We start from the raw sequence: 15,367 nt of genomic DNA, 5'->3' as shown, positions 1-15,367 counted from the left end.
GATAACGGACTAAACATGAATAAGATCATTTTAGTTGTGGCTAGTTGTGTACTGGTCGGAAGCGTTACCTATTATGGAATGTCCTTTGATAAAGATCAGAGTAGCGAAAGTTCAAAAAATAATCCTCAACTGTCTGTTTTGCGGTATGAACAGCAGAAGACTCAAGAGTTTTTAAATCACACAAACGTACTGCATCAAACATTGAGTCAATATTGTCAGGCGGATTCAGTTGAAAAGCTTGCGACGGTACAAAAGAGCTGGTTGGAGACAATGCATAGTTGGATGCCATTGCAAGGGCAAGGTAAAGGGTCCAAGAAAGCGCTCGATCTCAGTTGGAGGATTCAATTTTGGCCAGATAAAAAAGATATCACTGGTAGAAAAATGAATCAGATTTTACAAAACCCAGATTTATGGCGTGTCGAGTCGATAAAAGAGCAAAGCGTGACCGTACAGGGCTTAGGGGCAATGGAGTGGTTATTATTTGATGAACATTCTGAGTTTTCTCGTCAAGATAAATCCTATTGCCAACTTGCCTTATCAATTAGCGATAACTTGACCAATCATGCAGAAGAAATCAATGCCGCATGGCAAGATAATCCGTGGAAAGCTTTATCTGAGTCTCAGTGGCCAGCTGAATATCTGGGGCTTATTATGAATCAACTCGATTTCTTATTACAAAAAATACAGCGACCTTTAGCAAAAATTGGACATCCAAGAGCTTACTTTTCAGAGAGTTGGCGTTCGAAACAATCATTAGCATTAATGAAATCGAATATTGACGCTTTATATCAACTGTATTTAGCCGAAAGCGCTGGGTTTGATCGTTTATTGAGAGAAAAAGGTTTAAGTGATTTAGCCGATCGCCTCGACTTGCAATTTAAGCAAACACTAGAGACTTGGCCTGCTCAAGCAAGCTTATTTGATATGTTGCAAACCAAAGATGGTTACCGAGAAGTATTAGCTCAACAAAATAAACTACAGCGGCTTAAATATTTATTTCATGATGAAGCTGCCGTTGAGTTAGGGATTGTGGTTGGGTTTAACTCCACAGATGGAGATTAAGCGCCTATGAGTAATCGTGATCCAATTGATCTCAAACGAAGACAGTTATTGATATTAGCAGCTCTTACAGGAGTAGGCTCTGCTGTAGGTTTCAGCTTGAAAGCTTTTTCTGAAGCTAGTCATTCAGAGCGTCATTCACAACCCGCACTCATTGGAAATGCATTAGGTAATAATAAACAGTACTACACGGTAGTGGCTGATTGGCAAGGCAAAGCCGTTTTTAAAGTATCGCTTCCTGATCGAGCACATGGTGTGGCGATTAGCCAAGAAAGTACAATGGGATTCACTGATGCCGTGGCTTTTGCTCGTCGTCCAGGACATTTTTTCCAGGTGTTTGACTATTTGATTGGTGAAAAGAAAACCTTGATTCATGCGTCTCATGATCGTCACTTTTATGGTCACGGTGTGTTTAGCCAAGATGGGCGCTGGTTGCTCGCAACAGAAGGCGTACGTGGTACAAGCCAAGGATTAGTCGGTGTTTATGATGTTGCCGCAGGGTATTTAAAAGTAGATGAGTGGCATGATATTGGTATTGGGCCACATGAAATTATTCGGTTAGATGATGGCAGTTATGCTGTTGGAGTAGGTGGCGTGCATACCCAAGGCAGAGAACCACTCAATTTAGAAACAATGCAGCCAACGTTGACACGATTGAATCGTAATGGAGTGATAACCAGCCAAGTAGGACTTAGCGATAAAAAGCTGAGTATTCGTCACTTGGGGTATAACCATGATGGTGTTGTACTGTGTGGCCAACAGTATCGAGGTGAACCTGATGATTATCCGGCACTGATTGCCATGCAGGAAGTCGGGGGAGAATTAATCAACTTAAATGCTGAACCGGAAGAATGGGCAAGGTTTAATCATTATATTGCCAGCATTGCCGTGGTTGATGATTATGTTTTAGCAACGTCTCCGCCGGGCAATTGTTACGGTATATGGTCAATATCACAAAATCGATTGCTAGAGCTAAACAGCTTAACTGACGCGTCTGGTGCGATTTCACACAATGGTTATTTTTATATTAGTTCCGGTTCGGGAGAAACAATTAAACGGTTACCATTAGAAAATACACTTGCTAACCAATCACATATTTTATGGGACAACCATTGGACAGCTATACCTAAATAATTAAGGAAAATATATGAACGTAAAATTTAGATGTTACTGGCTTTTATTGTCGATGTTGTTTTCGGTCAAAGCTTTAGCGGATACCAGTCAGGAGGTTTATCAAGTTTTACAAGATAATATTGTCGCTGCTAAAAATGAAAAAATAACAGATTATATGAATACTGTGCATTCTCAGTCCCTGTTGTATTTACAAACTCAACAAGCGATGCCATCGATTTTTGATAATTATGAATTAGACTATCAACTACAAGATGTTCGATTTGTTGGTGAAGATAATGAATATGCTTATGTAAAAGCATGGTTAGAAACAACAAAAGTTTCAGGAGCAGTGTTCGCGAATAACCGAATGCAAATTTTAGTCGTTTTTAAAAAAGAAAATGGACAATGGAAGATATGGTCGCAAGCTAATATGGTGATTCAATACCTACCTCAGTAGCAGAATAGAACGGTTGGGGATTTGCTAAGATTGCTAATTTTATACTTAACTGGCATAGTTTCAGGTATAGTTTCGCAAATTTGAATCGTTAGAGAAATCCCCAATGAGCCTTCAATATCAATCAGTCCCTGTCACTCCTTTTCAACAAAACTGTTCAATAGTATGGTGCGATCAAACCATGAAAGGGGTGATCGTTGATCCCGGTGGCGAAGTAAACCATCTAGTGACGATTATTAATACCCTTGGTGTGACGTTAGAAAAAATCGTACTGACACATGGGCATTTAGATCATGTTGGTGGAACGCCAGAGTTGAAAGCAGAAATGAATGTACCTGTCATCGGGCCGCATATTGATGATGCATTTTGGTTACAAGGTCTTATGAATCAAAGTCAAATGTTTGGTTTCCCACCAATCGACCCATTTGAGCCAACACAATGGCTACAAGAAGGTGACGTAATTGAGTTTGGCGAAGAGTCATTGGACGTGATTCATACACCGGGACATACTCCTGGACATGTTGTTTTGTTTAGCAAGCCTGCCAATATTGCTTTTGTTGGCGATGTTTTATTCAATGGCGCGATTGGGCGTACTGATTTTCCTAAAGGGGATTATGCGACCTTGATTAACAGCATTAAAACCAAATTATGGCCACTAGGTAATGATGTGCGTTTTATTCCGGGTCATGGGCCTGAATCAACATTTGGTCAAGAAAGAAAATCCAATCCATTTGTTGCGGACGAAATGCCGCTTTACTAAATTTGGAATATACTCAAGTACGAAGGGTATTAAATATTTGCACCACTATGGCTTGCCGCAAGATAGCGGCGAGCCAAACCTACAAACTCTTCTTTTGATGTAATGACATCACTTTCACTAATAAATAAATCATAACCCCACAACTGCTTTTGAATCTTCATTCTATTGGCAAGCATTGCCTTTAAGCCTTTCACGTCACTACCATCTGAATATAGAAAAGGTTTGTCATTAATAATGTGATCTTCCAGTTCATGTTGTCGACTATGCTGTTTCAGACCTAGGAAAAGTAGACTACGTTGATGCAGCAGTATTTGTGTGATGACTTTAGGGCTAATCGTATTGATAAATGCTTGATAATCTTTGATCTCAATACCTATCCAAGGAATCGATGTCGTCCAACCTTGAATACTATAATCTAGTGTGTCGATTCTTTTTATATTATGCCAGCGCAATACCCAACCACCTTTATATAAGTGCTGCTGAAAGTGCGTCTCTGTTAGAGTAAATCCTAATTTTTGGCCATAGACATAATGCTTAATGGCTAAGCCGATAATTAAGCAAGTAAGAAAAAACAACCCGGCAACTTTGCTATTTAGTTGGCTATCAATGGCGAATGAAACTATAAGAAGACAAGCCCATAATAAATATTGGCTCCAAATAGGTAAGCGAGGTTGTGGGTAGAATAGATGTTTGGTTGGCATACCACTCCTGTCAAGGAACCGAAAAATATAAAGCACTTATTAGAGAGTATAGAGGCTTATTAGAAGCCTAAAAAAGCAAATTCAGAATAATGAATCTAAGCTGGTTCGATTGTGTTGAAAATGACAAAAATAGCAGATCTTCACTTCAATTAGACTAATTCCGATTAAATTAGAGTGTTTTTTAGGCAATGACTGTAAATTTGATTTATATTTTGTTATAACACCGTCCAACATTTTTACCACACTAAAATTAGTGACTTGTGGAGAACTTCAATGAGACTTGCACATAAGCGCAACGTACAACTTAAACTTAAAAAGAAAATCAAAGCAACAAAAGCGGCTGCTGAAAAAACAGTAAAAGCAGTTAAGCCAAAAGCAGAGAAAGCCGTTGCTAAAACTAAAACAGCAGCAGCGAAAGTTGAAAAAGTTGCCAGTGCTGCGGTTGAAGCAGCAGTAGAAGCATCTCAAGATGTAAAACTGACTCCTAAACAGCAACAAGTATTAGACATCGTAGCCGCTAATGCTGACGGTATCAGCCCTAAAGCCATCGGTCTAGAAGCTGGTCAAGAAGATGCAAAAGCAGCGGCTTGGGCAACGGGCGGTTTGAAAAAGTTAGTTGAAGAAAACCTAGTAGTGAAAGAACAAGCTGCTGGTAATAAGGTAATGTACAAACTAGCTTAAGATTACTCACACTTTCTAATATTAATAGCCTTTCTACTTTCTGAGTGAAGGCTTTTTTATACGCACTCACAAACCGATAAACCCTGCGTTTGTTCTCAATTTTAGCGTTTAATGTTAAATAGACTTTTAAATACTACCTAGTGGAAACTACGTAGTGTTGGTTGGTTGTATTTTACCATTTATGCCTCTATAGATAAGGTCTGCATATTTCCCGCTCAGTATTTCTACGTATATAGGTCGGTAAGTTTGGTTCTTGCCTGCGTTTTTCTCTGATCATTTTCCGTAAATCTTCGCATTGGCATATCCAGTCATTCTCCTAGTCTTATACCCAAGTAACTTCAAGATGCAAGTTTCAGCAAGAATAAAACAAGCTTTAGGCAAGACAAATTGAACATGATCATAGTTATTCTATCTCTGTTCAATTTAACGCAGCATAAAGCTTGTTTTAACTTGCCCTTCGGGAGCTTCATTCAAACCTTTATGCCGCGTCAGGCTGGTTTGAAAGGTGCCTACATTCCTTCGCCAACCTTCCTTGCCTAAAGGTTTGGATGATAGCTCTGAATTCTGCATCTTGAAGTCACTTGGGTATAATTATTGAATAATAACAAAAGGATGAGATATGAATATCATGACAAGGATGGCACAAAATGCCGTTAAAAAGACGCTGGTTGCTGTGGTTGCTACCACCGCTTTACTTGCCTCTAGTGCTTTTGCTGCAGACAAAGTATACCGATTAAAACTGGCTGAAACATGGGGGCCAAATTTTCCTGTGTTTGGTGATGCAACGAAAAATATGGCGAAAATGGCCGAAGAAATGTCTAACGGTCGTTTGCAGATCCGCATTGATTCAGCCAATAAACATAAAGCGCCACTTGGCGTATTCGATATGGTGAAATCAGGTCAATACGATATGGGCCATTCAGGTTCGTACTACTGGAAAGGTAAAGTGCCGAATACGCTGTACTTCACTTCAATGCCATTTGGCATGCTGCCTGCCGAGCAATATGCATGGTTTTATTATGGCGGTGGTATGGAGCTAATGGAGAAAGTATATAGCCCGCATAATCTATTATCGTTTCCTGGTGGTAACACTGAATTTCAAATGGGCGGATGGTTCCAAAAAGAAATTAATTCGGTTGATGACCTAAAAGGCTTAAAAATGCGTATTCCTGGTTTTGCTGGGGAGATCATGGCTGAATTGGGTGCCAAACCAACCAATATTGCCCCTGGTGAACTTTATACCGCATTAGAGCGTCGTACTATTGATGCCTTAGAGTGGGTAGGCCCTTCATTAGACCTACGCATGGGTTTCCATAAAATTGCCCCTTATTACTACACAGGTTGGCATGAGCCGGGCTCAGAGCTTCAGTTTTTAGTGAATAAGCAAGTATGGGAAAAGCTGCCCGCTGATTTACAAGAGATTCTACGTATCTCCATGAAAACCGCGGCTTACGACATGTATATCCAGGCGGTCCATGAAAGTGGCAAGAACTGGGCTTCGATCAAAACAGAATACCCAAATGTTAAAGTGAAAAACTTCCCACCAGAAGTGATGGACGCACTACGTTCAGCAAATGACAAGTTATTAGCTGAACATGCATCTCAAGATGCATTAGCAAAAGAAATCCAACAATCTCAAGCTGATTATAAGAAAAAGGTTCGAGCTTGGACGGATATTTCTACCAAAGCTTACTTAGATAACGAAGCGGAGTAACCCGATAGCATTCGGCTTATCGTCGAGATGATGATAAGCCGAATGATTTTCTGACAAGGATAAGTCGTAATGAAGTTATTAGTTTCTGCAGAAAAGGGCATCAACCGAATAGGGGACGCTTTAGGCTGGTTTACTAGCATATTGTTTATATTGCTGATGTTGAATGTAGTGTATGACGTTGCCATGCGGTATGCGTTTAATGATGTTTCTATCGGTATGCAGGAAATGGAATGGCACCTATTCTCAGTGGTGTTTTTATTGGGCGTACCTTATGCGATTCGAACGAATGGCCATGTCCGAGTCGATATTATTTATGAAAGACTGACAGTTAGAGCACAAGCCGTCATTGATGTGCTCGGTGGTGTGTTCTTTTTATTACCTTTCTGTTTATTAGTAGCATGGTTTGGTATTGATTATGCTAAAGAATCTTATGCGTTAGGGGAAACCTCTGGTGATCCGGGGGGGCTGCCTTATCGCTGGATCATTAAATCAGTTATTTCTCTTTCATTCTTCTTCATGGCAATTACCGGTCTCGGTATGATTTTAAATGCCATCAACCGAATGATGAATCCAATGCATCCCCAATTAGGCAAGGATACTGAAAGCTTGGATGCACAAGGAGGTTTATCATGATCGGTATTGTGATGTTCATTGTGGCGCTCTTCGCGCTATTGATTGGCTTTCCAGTCGCTTTCACCTTTGGTGGCATTGCGCTTATCTTTGGCTTATGGGCTGAAGGGCCAGAAATGTTTGCCTTTATGCCTTACCGAATCCAGTCAATCATGCAAAACACGGTTTTAATGGCCGTTCCTTTGTTCGTTTTTATGGGGTTAGTGCTGCAGAAAACCAAATTAGCAGAGCAGCTTTTAGAATCGATGGCAAAGCTATTCGGTGGTGTCCGAGGTGGTATCGCTATTTCAACCGTGTTAGTTGGGGTTTTATTGGCGGCATCAACAGGTGTAGTCGGGGCCTCTGTAGTGGCGATGGGGTTGATTTCATTACCTGTGATGATGAAGTACAACTACAACAAAGGACTCGCTTGCGGCACCATTTGTGCTTCAGGAACGCTTGGCCAGATTATCCCACCGTCGATTGTTTTAATTCTGTTAGGCGATGTACTGGGTGTACCGGTTGGTGATCTTTTCCATGCCGCAATTTGGCCGGGGCTAGTTTTAGTGGCAGCGTATGTTATTTATATTTTGATCTACGCCAAACTTAATCCTGAACAAGCTCAGTGTATGGTGCGCGAAGATGATGTATCGCGTAAGCAAGAAATTAAAAAAGCCTTGATTGCGGTCATTCCACCATTGGCGTTGATTATCGTGGTGTTAGGTTCTATTTTCGCCGGTATTGCCACACCAACGGAATCGGCTGCTTTAGGGGGCGCAGGTTCACTAGTCTTAGCTTTGTTATATCGTCAGTTTAGCTGGAAGATAGTGTATGAAAGCGCTAAAGAAACCGTCAAAGTCACCGCAATGGTGTTTGCTATTTTATTGGGTGCGACAGCATTTTCCATGGCATTTGTCTACACTGGCGGCGATTACTTGGTCGAAGAATGGATGACATCTTTACCGGGCGAGAAATGGGGCTTTTTAATCGTCACTATGTTAGTGATATTAATCTTAGGTTTCTTTATCGACTTTATTGAAATTTGCTTCATTATCGTGCCAATTCTGGCTCCTGTCGCTGAATTGATGGGTATTAATATGATGTGGTTTGGTATTTTGATCGCGATGAATTTGCAAACTTCGTTTTTAACACCGCCATTTGGTTTTAGTTTATTTTATCTTAAAGGGGTTGCTCCTAACGGTATTACCACCGGAGATATATACCGAGGTGTGATGCCATTTATCTTAATCCAAATAGTGGTACTGATATTCTTATTATTAGTGCCAGAGTTATACGGAATGAGTGCTTTTTATGAGTATTAATAATCTCTGTGAGCTTAAAGATATTGCGAAAGTTAATCACTTTAGCGCTTAATATTGAGGCTAAATAGCACCATTAAAAATTAACCCCGTGTATTGTTTTGTGAGCAATCGCGGGGTTTCTTTTTATCAAAATTTTAGTTGCTGATTTTCTTGCTAGTATCAAAGTAGTTTGAATTATTTTGAATAGGCAAAGGAATGCCGTTAAAAGCCAAGCTATTTCTACTTACCTTAATCCCTCTATTATGTGTCACTGCCAGTGTTAGCTGGATTTTTGTGCATCAAACGAAAGCGCTAGGGCAGAAGGAAATCGATACCTTTCGTGCGGAGTTATTAGAGTCACGTGAAAATGCTTTAGAGGATAATTTACAGCTTGCGATGGCGGCGATTAGTCATGTGTATAGCAAGGCTGATGCAGAAGATCAGCAAGCCAAGCAACAAGTCAAAAAGATATTAACCAACTTACGTTATGGCGATGATGGTTACTTCTTTGTTTACGATAAAGATGGTGTCAATTTAGTTCACCCAACTCAACCCGAGTTAATAGGGAAGAACTTGATTAACTTGCAGGATAATAACGGTAATTACTTGATCCAAGCGTTGTTATTTGAAGCGAAAACCGGTGGTGGATTTCACCAGTATTTATGGCAGCAGCCTAGTTCCGGCAAAATGGAGGAGAAGTTGAGTTATGCCGCTTGGTTGGATAAGTGGCAATGGATGGTCGGTACGGGGTTGTATATCGATGACATTGAAAAACAAATGGCGCAGATCACTGAAAGTATTAATCAGAATATTGAAACAACCTTTTTCTCGGTCGTGGCGCTGCTGTCTGTCACCATTCTAGTCATCATTGTTTTAACCCTCGCCATCAATTTCCATGAGCATAAGTTAGCCGATAAAAGCTTGCGTGAGTTGGTTAATAAAACGGTGCTATTTCAAGAGGATGAAAAAAAACATCTTGCTCGAGAATTACATGATGGCATCAATCAGTTATTGGTTTCGAGTAAATGTCATTTAGAAGTGTTGTCGCACAAAGTGTTGCAAAGCTCAGGGGTAAGTAGCGATGTATTAACACTTATTTCTAAATCTGATGTTTCATTACAAACCGCAATTTTAGAAGTTCGCAGGATATCTCATAACTTGCGGCCTAGTGCGTTAGATGACCTCGGCTTAGAAGCAGCATTAAATACTCTGCTCGATGATTTTTCTGATCACTCTCAATTGTCCGTGCATCGAGACATTCAGTTAAATGATGCTCAAATCAATAGTGAAATTAGCACGACGATTTATCGTATTGTTCAAGAATCTCTCACCAATATTGAGAAGCATGCTTTTGCCAGTCATGTAGAGATTCGAATACAACAATTTAAAAACTTAATCCAATGTATTGTTCGAGATGATGGTGTGGGATTTCAATTAACTGAAGTGAGCAAGAAAAAAGGAATAGGGCTCAGAAATATGCGCGAGAGAGTTGAGTTTCTAGGTGGAGATTTTGAGCTTAGTAGCGAAAGAGGGGGTGGAACAGAAATCACCGCATTAATTGAAATAAAAAAGTGAATCATCACCAAAGGTCAGCAGAGCTTAATTGAATGGGGATAAATATGGGCAGCATTAAAGTCATGATTGTTGATGATCACCAAGTCGTGTTGGATGGTTTTGTTGCTCGTTTAGAGCTTGAGCGTGACATCGATGTAGTAGCGACTGCAAGTAACGGGATTGAAGCAATGCAAAACCTGAATCAACATCAGCCCGAAGTTGTGCTAATGGATGTCAGTATGCCGATTATGAATGGGATGGAAGCGGCGGAGCAAATTAAGCAGCTCTTTCCGAATGTGAAAGTGTTGATGCTAACGATGCATGATAATAGAGAGTACATTATGAAAGTGATGCAATCGGGAGCAATGGGGTATGTATTAAAAGATATTTCTTCCGATAAGCTCATCCAAGCCATTAAAACCGTTTATCAAGGGTCCACTTATTTCTGCGAATCGGTGACACAGACGTTATTTACGCCAAAACCATCAATCACAGAACATCAGGTGAATCCATTAAGTCGACGCGAAGAAACTATTTTGGCACTGGTCGCTCAAGGAGAAAGTAGCAAGAAAATTGCTAAGGCATTGAATATTAGTGATCGAACCGTTGAGACACATAGACAAAACATCAAGCACAAACTAGATTTAAATTCGATAGCAGAACTGACTAAATACGCTGTTGAGCATGGTTTATTATAAGCTTATTAATACATTGTTTAGTGGGCGAAACAAAAATAAAATATCACTGCGATGTTAATATATCTGGTGGAACTGTTATAAAATTAGCTTTAAAGTACAATAAGTAACCAATTAAGCTAGGTTTTATTGAGTTTTAGTAGATATTTTTTCGATCAAGGTTAGGATCTAGCCTTATCAATTTTGTGTGCTTAGTGTTTTATTGTTTAGTGAGCAAACTATTTAATGTATCACTAAGCACAATATTGTCACAGATGGACGAGGTTTTATGACTAAGGGTATAGATAAATACAGTATAGACAGCACCGACTATACGATTGGACAAGATAATGTTCAAAAGTGGGGCTTTGATGTCCATAATGCCGTATTTACCGCCAGCGCTGGGCTGACCATTCTTTTTATTATTGCGGTGTTAGTCACCGATCCAGCAACGGCTAAATCGGCATTGGATAGTGTTAAGAACTCAATCATTAATAATTTTGATTCACTATTTATTTTAGCGGGCAACTTTTTTGTGTTGTTCTGTTTAGGCATGATCGTCTCACCATTCGGTAAAATTCGTTTAGGTGGCGATGATGCAAAAGCGGAGTACTCATACTTATCGTGGTTAGCAATGCTATTTGCTGCGGGTATGGGTATCGGTTTAATGTTCTGGAGTGTTGCAGAGCCTGCCGCTTACTTTACCGATTGGTTCGGTACTCCATTAAATGTTGCAGCGAATACGCCTGAAGCACAGCGTTTGGCATTAGGTGCAACAATGTATCACTGGGGTTTACACCCTTGGGCGATTTATGCCGTAGTGGCGTTGTCACTGGCATTCTTTACTTATAACAAAGGCTTGCCACTTTCCATTCGTTCGGTTTTTTATCCTATCTTAGGAGACCGCGCTTGGGGTTGGGCTGGCCATATCATTGATACTATCGCAGTACTAGCGACCTTATTTGGTCTAGCAACCTCGCTAGGTTTTGGTGCCCAGCAAGCAGCTAGTGGTATCGGGCATATTTTTGGTATTGATTCAGGCGTTGGCTTGCAGATGGCTGTTATCGCAGGTGTAACTGTACTGGCCGGTATTTCTGTTTATCGTGGTATTGACGGCGGTGTAAAGCTTGTCAGTAACATCAACATGGTTGCAGCCTTTATTCTACTTGTGTTTGTTGGGGGGGTGAGCTTCTCAATCGTATCTCATACTATTCCAGAAACCTTTATGAGCTATGTAGAAAATATCATTCCACTATCAAACCCATTCAACCGTCCTGATGAAGATTGGATGCATGGTTGGACAGTATTTTACTGGGCGTGGTGGATGTCTTGGTCACCATTCGTAGGTATGTTTATCGCTCGTGTTTCTCGTGGTCGTACAGTCCGTGAATTCTTAACGGCGGTTCTACTTATTCCAACACTTATTACTGTCGTGTGGATGGGTACCTTCGGTGGTATTGGTATTGATCAGCTGATTAATAAAGTCGGTTTGCTAGGTGAGCAAGGTTTCAACGACGCAACAATGGCGATGTTTGAAATGTTTGATGCACTACCATTTAGTCAGATCATTTCAATGCTTGCGGTATGTTTAGTCTTAGTCTTCTTTATCAGTTCTTCAGATTCAGGCTCTTTGGTCATTGATAGCATTACCGCAGGTGGTAAAGTCGATGCGCCAGTGCCACAACGTATGTTCTGGGCCTTCATTGAAGGTGCGGTTGCGATGGCATTATTGTGGGTGGGTGGCTCAAATGCCATTGGTGCACTGCAAGCGGCGTCAATCTCAACGGCATTACCATTTGTATTCGTTCTCATCGTTATGTGTATTAGCCTAGTGCTAGGCATGCGAACAGAACCGAAGCCAGTGAAGAAATAAACGTTAGTTTTACGAGCGATAAAAAAGGTTGGTGATATGCCAACCTTTTTTTATTAGTTATTTGGGTAACAAGAGTGTGTTGTTTATACCCACAGGGCCTTAATTGGCGTCTCTGGGCTGTAATGGTGGTAAATCTGTGCCTGTAGCAGTTCAGCCGTTGCAATGGCATCAACAAGCGCATGGTGAGGCTGATAGGCTGGTAAGTTATAACGACTACGACTGGTACCTAAACGTACCGACGCAGGTTTCTTACCACGCAGTTTATTCCACCAACCACTTACCGCTCGCTTCTGCACTTCAGATTCAATCGCTAAAGTATCCACCATAGGGAATAGAATCCCTTCGTTGATCCGTTCCATTAGTGCTCGATGAAAGAATTGACGCTCAATGTATTGATAATGAACGACTACGATCTTTCCCGACAGAGACTCCAAAACCGCGTCTAATATTCGTCTTAGATCGGGTGCGCCAGATAAATCACTATGAGTAATACCGTGTATAATCACTGAATCTTCATTAAGTGGTTTACGTGGTTTGACTAGCCAGTGTTTACTATGTTTGCAGTAGATTCTTTGCAGGGTAAACGGAATTAACCCGATGCTAATAATACCGTCTTTATCGATATCTAAACCGGTTGTTTCAAAATCTAATGCTACAAATTCTACTTCTGATAGCGGCGTTTCAGGATCGATGACACCGCTTTGATAAAAGTGCTTTAAGCGTGAATCTTTTACTGAGTTAACTTGATGCTCAAAGTGCTGCTGCCAGGTTAACTTAGGATCCAAATAGGCCAGTTTGTTGTCAGTCTTCTTTTTCATATTCACTCCAAATTAGCGCTTACGACGAATTGGTTCCGTCTTTTTCGCTGGTGGAGGGGGGCTCTTAAATGAATTACCGTGATAGCGATATTTTAAGAAGTTCTGAGCATTACTTAATATTTGGAAAGCATCTTTCAGGTTACGTCTTTCAAAATCAGACATATTGTCCGGTTCAATGTTGTTGTCCGGCTCGATTTCATTTTCAACATCTAATGCTTGGTGACGTATACGCACCATAGAGATGTATTCCATCGCATCTCGAATATCTTCAGCACGACCTTTAGGTAGAATAGCGGCTTCCATGATGTCATCTAAGCGTTCAAATGAATTTTGTGCTCGTGATCCTACGGCTAGAGCATGAACTCGAATAAGATCAGCAAGCGGAGCAGTACCACGGCGCTTCAGATTAATCGAGTTGTTGTGACGACCATCTTTTTCCATTACAAAGCCTTTGAAAAAGCCCAATGGCGGCGTTCGATTAATTGCATTACGAGCAAGACACGCTAAGAATTTATTATTTCTACGCGCCCTGCGAACAATAAAGCCATTTAAACTTTCTGCCCATTTTACTCGGCCATAAACGCCATCTAAATCAAAGAAGATTGAGCTATTTAGCAAGGCTTTAGGGTTTGGATTATCAATCCAGTCGGCAAAACATTCTTCCCACTCGGTACGTGTCATGCGCCACATTGGGTTGGTTGCCATAATATCGCCGGTACATAAGAGATAGCCACAGCGAGCAAGCCCTTGGCAAACAAAGTCTGCTAACTTGGCAAAGTATTCACCGTGTAGCGCTTCATCATAGTTATTATCTAGGATAATTGCGTTATCTTGGTCGGTTACAATTAACTGCTCATCTCTGGCCATCGAACCTAAGGCAAGGAAGCAGTAGGGAATCGGTGGCTCGCCGTATTTTTCTTCTGCTAGTTCAAGAATACGTTGTTTAAAGCTGCGTCCAATTACCGCCATCGCACTACCTACCATGTGAGAGTTGGCATCTTCATGAACCAAGCGAACAAAACAATCTTTCACCTGTTCAGAAAGGGTAACTAGATCATCAATGCTTTGTTGATGATAAATTTGATTAACCAATAGCAGGCTGTTTTGTGATTCGTAGCGGATAATATCGGCCACTTCAACGATACCGATAGGCTGCTTATTTTTAAGAATTGGTAGGTGATGAACGTTACATCGTAACATTGACAGCATGGCTTCATAGATATAGGCGTTGTGATCAAGCGAAATTAGTTCATGTGACATCACTTTGCTAACTTCTGTATTCGGATCTAACCCTTCAGCCAGTACGCGAGTACATAAATCGCGGTCAGTAATAATACCAATCACTTGGTTGTCATTTTCTTCATCAATATTAATGGCGTCATCAATGATGAGCAAGGCGGAGATACTTTCATCGGCCATTAACTTTGCTGCCGTTTGAATCGTCTGATGTCTATCTAAACTAAAGGCTTCTCTGGTTAATAAGGTTTTCACTTTAGACGTAGTTAAGTCGTTGGCATTCTTGTTATCTGAAAGTGCCTGACGTAGTCGAGCATGGTTTTCAATTTCAACGAAGTCGGCGAATGTGTCTTCGGTTTCATATAATTCATTGAAAACATCTACAGGGATGCAATAGATAAGAGAATCGGTGGTGGCCGTAGCAGGCAGACGAACTTTACCGTTCATCAGTAGCCCCATTTGGCCGAAGATGTCACCTTCGTCTAAACGGTTATAAAGTTCACCCTTACGGCGATATATTTCAACCACGCCAGAGCGGACCATATATAAATCTTTAATATGGTCGCCAAATTTGATGATCGGGGTATTTTCTCGGTAATAAGCAATTTCGGTATTGTTTGCTACGTAAGCGAGCTTTTCTTCCGGCAGGGAATCAAAAGGGGGAAATTGAGCGAGAAAGTTTTGAATTTCTTGTAATTCGGCTTCCATAAGAACCACGACTGCATTATGAATTTGTAGTAACTATAGGCAATTACGCTTATGAACTAAAGCATTAATCATATTATCTTTTTTAGTTAACTAGAATTAATCAATTGCAGCT

General features: G+C 40.7%; 14 protein-coding genes. 11 read left to right on the top strand and 3 right to left on the bottom strand.

Translation table 11 applies throughout. From position 1 onward, the window contains the following. The first annotated feature begins 15 nt into the window (after positions 1-15). The 4 genes from K358_RS0106395 (at position 16) to K358_RS0106380 (ending at position 3,386) form a co-directional block, all read left to right on the top strand. On the top strand, positions 16-1,062 hold the full coding sequence (locus K358_RS0106395; RefSeq protein WP_027696040.1) for an imelysin family protein: 1,047 nt from the start codon (positions 16-18) through the stop codon (positions 1,060-1,062). A 6-nt stretch (positions 1,063-1,068) separates the two neighbouring features. Next, entirely contained in the window at positions 1,069-2,193 is a 1,125-nt protein-coding gene (locus tag K358_RS0106390) for a DUF1513 domain-containing protein (RefSeq protein WP_027696039.1), read from the top strand. Positions 2,194-2,206: 13 nt separating this feature from the next. Continuing rightward, entirely contained in the window at positions 2,207-2,629 is a 423-nt protein-coding gene (locus tag K358_RS0106385; RefSeq protein ID WP_027696038.1) for a hypothetical protein, read from the top strand. A 103-nt stretch (positions 2,630-2,732) separates the two neighbouring features. Then, positions 2,733-3,386: an MBL fold metallo-hydrolase gene (locus K358_RS0106380; RefSeq protein ID WP_027696037.1), complete on the top strand. Its 654-nt coding sequence runs from the start codon at positions 2,733-2,735 to the stop codon at positions 3,384-3,386. A 29-nt stretch (positions 3,387-3,415) separates the two neighbouring features. Here the strand turns inward: K358_RS0106380 and K358_RS0106375 are convergent, their stop codons facing one another. Continuing rightward, entirely contained in the window at positions 3,416-4,087 is a 672-nt protein-coding gene (locus K358_RS0106375) for a DUF2982 domain-containing protein (protein WP_027696036.1), read from the bottom strand. Positions 4,088-4,360: 273 nt separating this feature from the next. On the opposite strand from K358_RS0106375, the gene K358_RS0106370 reads away from it, so the two are divergent. The 7 genes from K358_RS0106370 to K358_RS0106340 all read left to right on the top strand — a co-directional run bounded on the left by K358_RS0106370 (position 4,361) and on the right by K358_RS0106340 (position 12,493). Then, positions 4,361-4,768 (top strand): MarR family transcriptional regulator, encoded by a 408-nt coding sequence (locus K358_RS0106370; protein WP_027696035.1) that lies wholly within the window; start codon positions 4,361-4,363, stop codon positions 4,766-4,768. Positions 4,769-5,405: 637 nt separating this feature from the next. Next, entirely contained in the window at positions 5,406-6,482 is a 1,077-nt protein-coding gene (locus tag K358_RS0106365) for a TRAP transporter substrate-binding protein (RefSeq protein WP_425315034.1), read from the top strand. 69 nt (positions 6,483-6,551) lie between these two features. Next, positions 6,552-7,115, top strand: a complete 564-nt coding sequence (locus K358_RS0106360; protein ID WP_027696033.1) for a TRAP transporter small permease subunit — start codon at positions 6,552-6,554, stop codon at positions 7,113-7,115. Beyond that, positions 7,112-8,413, top strand: a complete 1,302-nt coding sequence (locus K358_RS0106355) for a TRAP transporter large permease (RefSeq protein WP_027696032.1) — start codon at positions 7,112-7,114, stop codon at positions 8,411-8,413. Before K358_RS0106360 ends, K358_RS0106355 begins: the two co-directional genes overlap by 4 nt. A 195-nt stretch (positions 8,414-8,608) precedes the next feature. After that, a complete protein-coding gene (locus tag K358_RS0106350; RefSeq protein WP_027696031.1) occupies positions 8,609-9,967 on the top strand; it encodes a cache domain-containing protein in 1,359 nt (452 codons plus the stop codon). Between the two features lie 44 nt (positions 9,968-10,011). Then, complete coding sequence (locus K358_RS0106345; protein ID WP_038149902.1) at positions 10,012-10,644, top strand: response regulator transcription factor; 633 nt, start codon at positions 10,012-10,014, stop codon at positions 10,642-10,644. Positions 10,645-10,909: 265 nt separating this feature from the next. After that, on the top strand, positions 10,910-12,493 hold the full coding sequence (locus tag K358_RS0106340; protein ID WP_027696029.1) for a BCCT family transporter: 1,584 nt from the start codon (positions 10,910-10,912) through the stop codon (positions 12,491-12,493). 83 nt (positions 12,494-12,576) lie between these two features. Here K358_RS0106340 and K358_RS0106335 read toward each other — a convergent pair whose 3' ends face one another. Together K358_RS0106335 and K358_RS0106330 are read right to left on the bottom strand one after the other, a co-directional pair. Then, the gene (locus tag K358_RS0106335; protein WP_038149899.1) at positions 12,577-13,311 is read right to left on the bottom strand and encodes a 3'-5' exonuclease; all 735 of its coding nucleotides are present in this window, start codon (positions 13,309-13,311) and stop codon (positions 12,577-12,579) included. 12 nt (positions 13,312-13,323) lie between these two features. Next, a complete protein-coding gene (locus K358_RS0106330) occupies positions 13,324-15,255 on the bottom strand; it encodes a DUF294 nucleotidyltransferase-like domain-containing protein (protein ID WP_027696027.1) in 1,932 nt (643 codons plus the stop codon). Positions 15,256-15,367: the final 112 nt, after the last annotated feature.

The sequence above is a fragment of the Vibrio litoralis DSM 17657 genome (genome assembly GCF_000426765.1).
Taxonomy (GTDB): domain Bacteria; phylum Pseudomonadota; class Gammaproteobacteria; order Enterobacterales; family Vibrionaceae; genus Vibrio; species Vibrio litoralis.
Note: the sequence above shows the minus strand (reverse complement) of the source record. Positions and strands in the feature narration are given on the sequence as shown.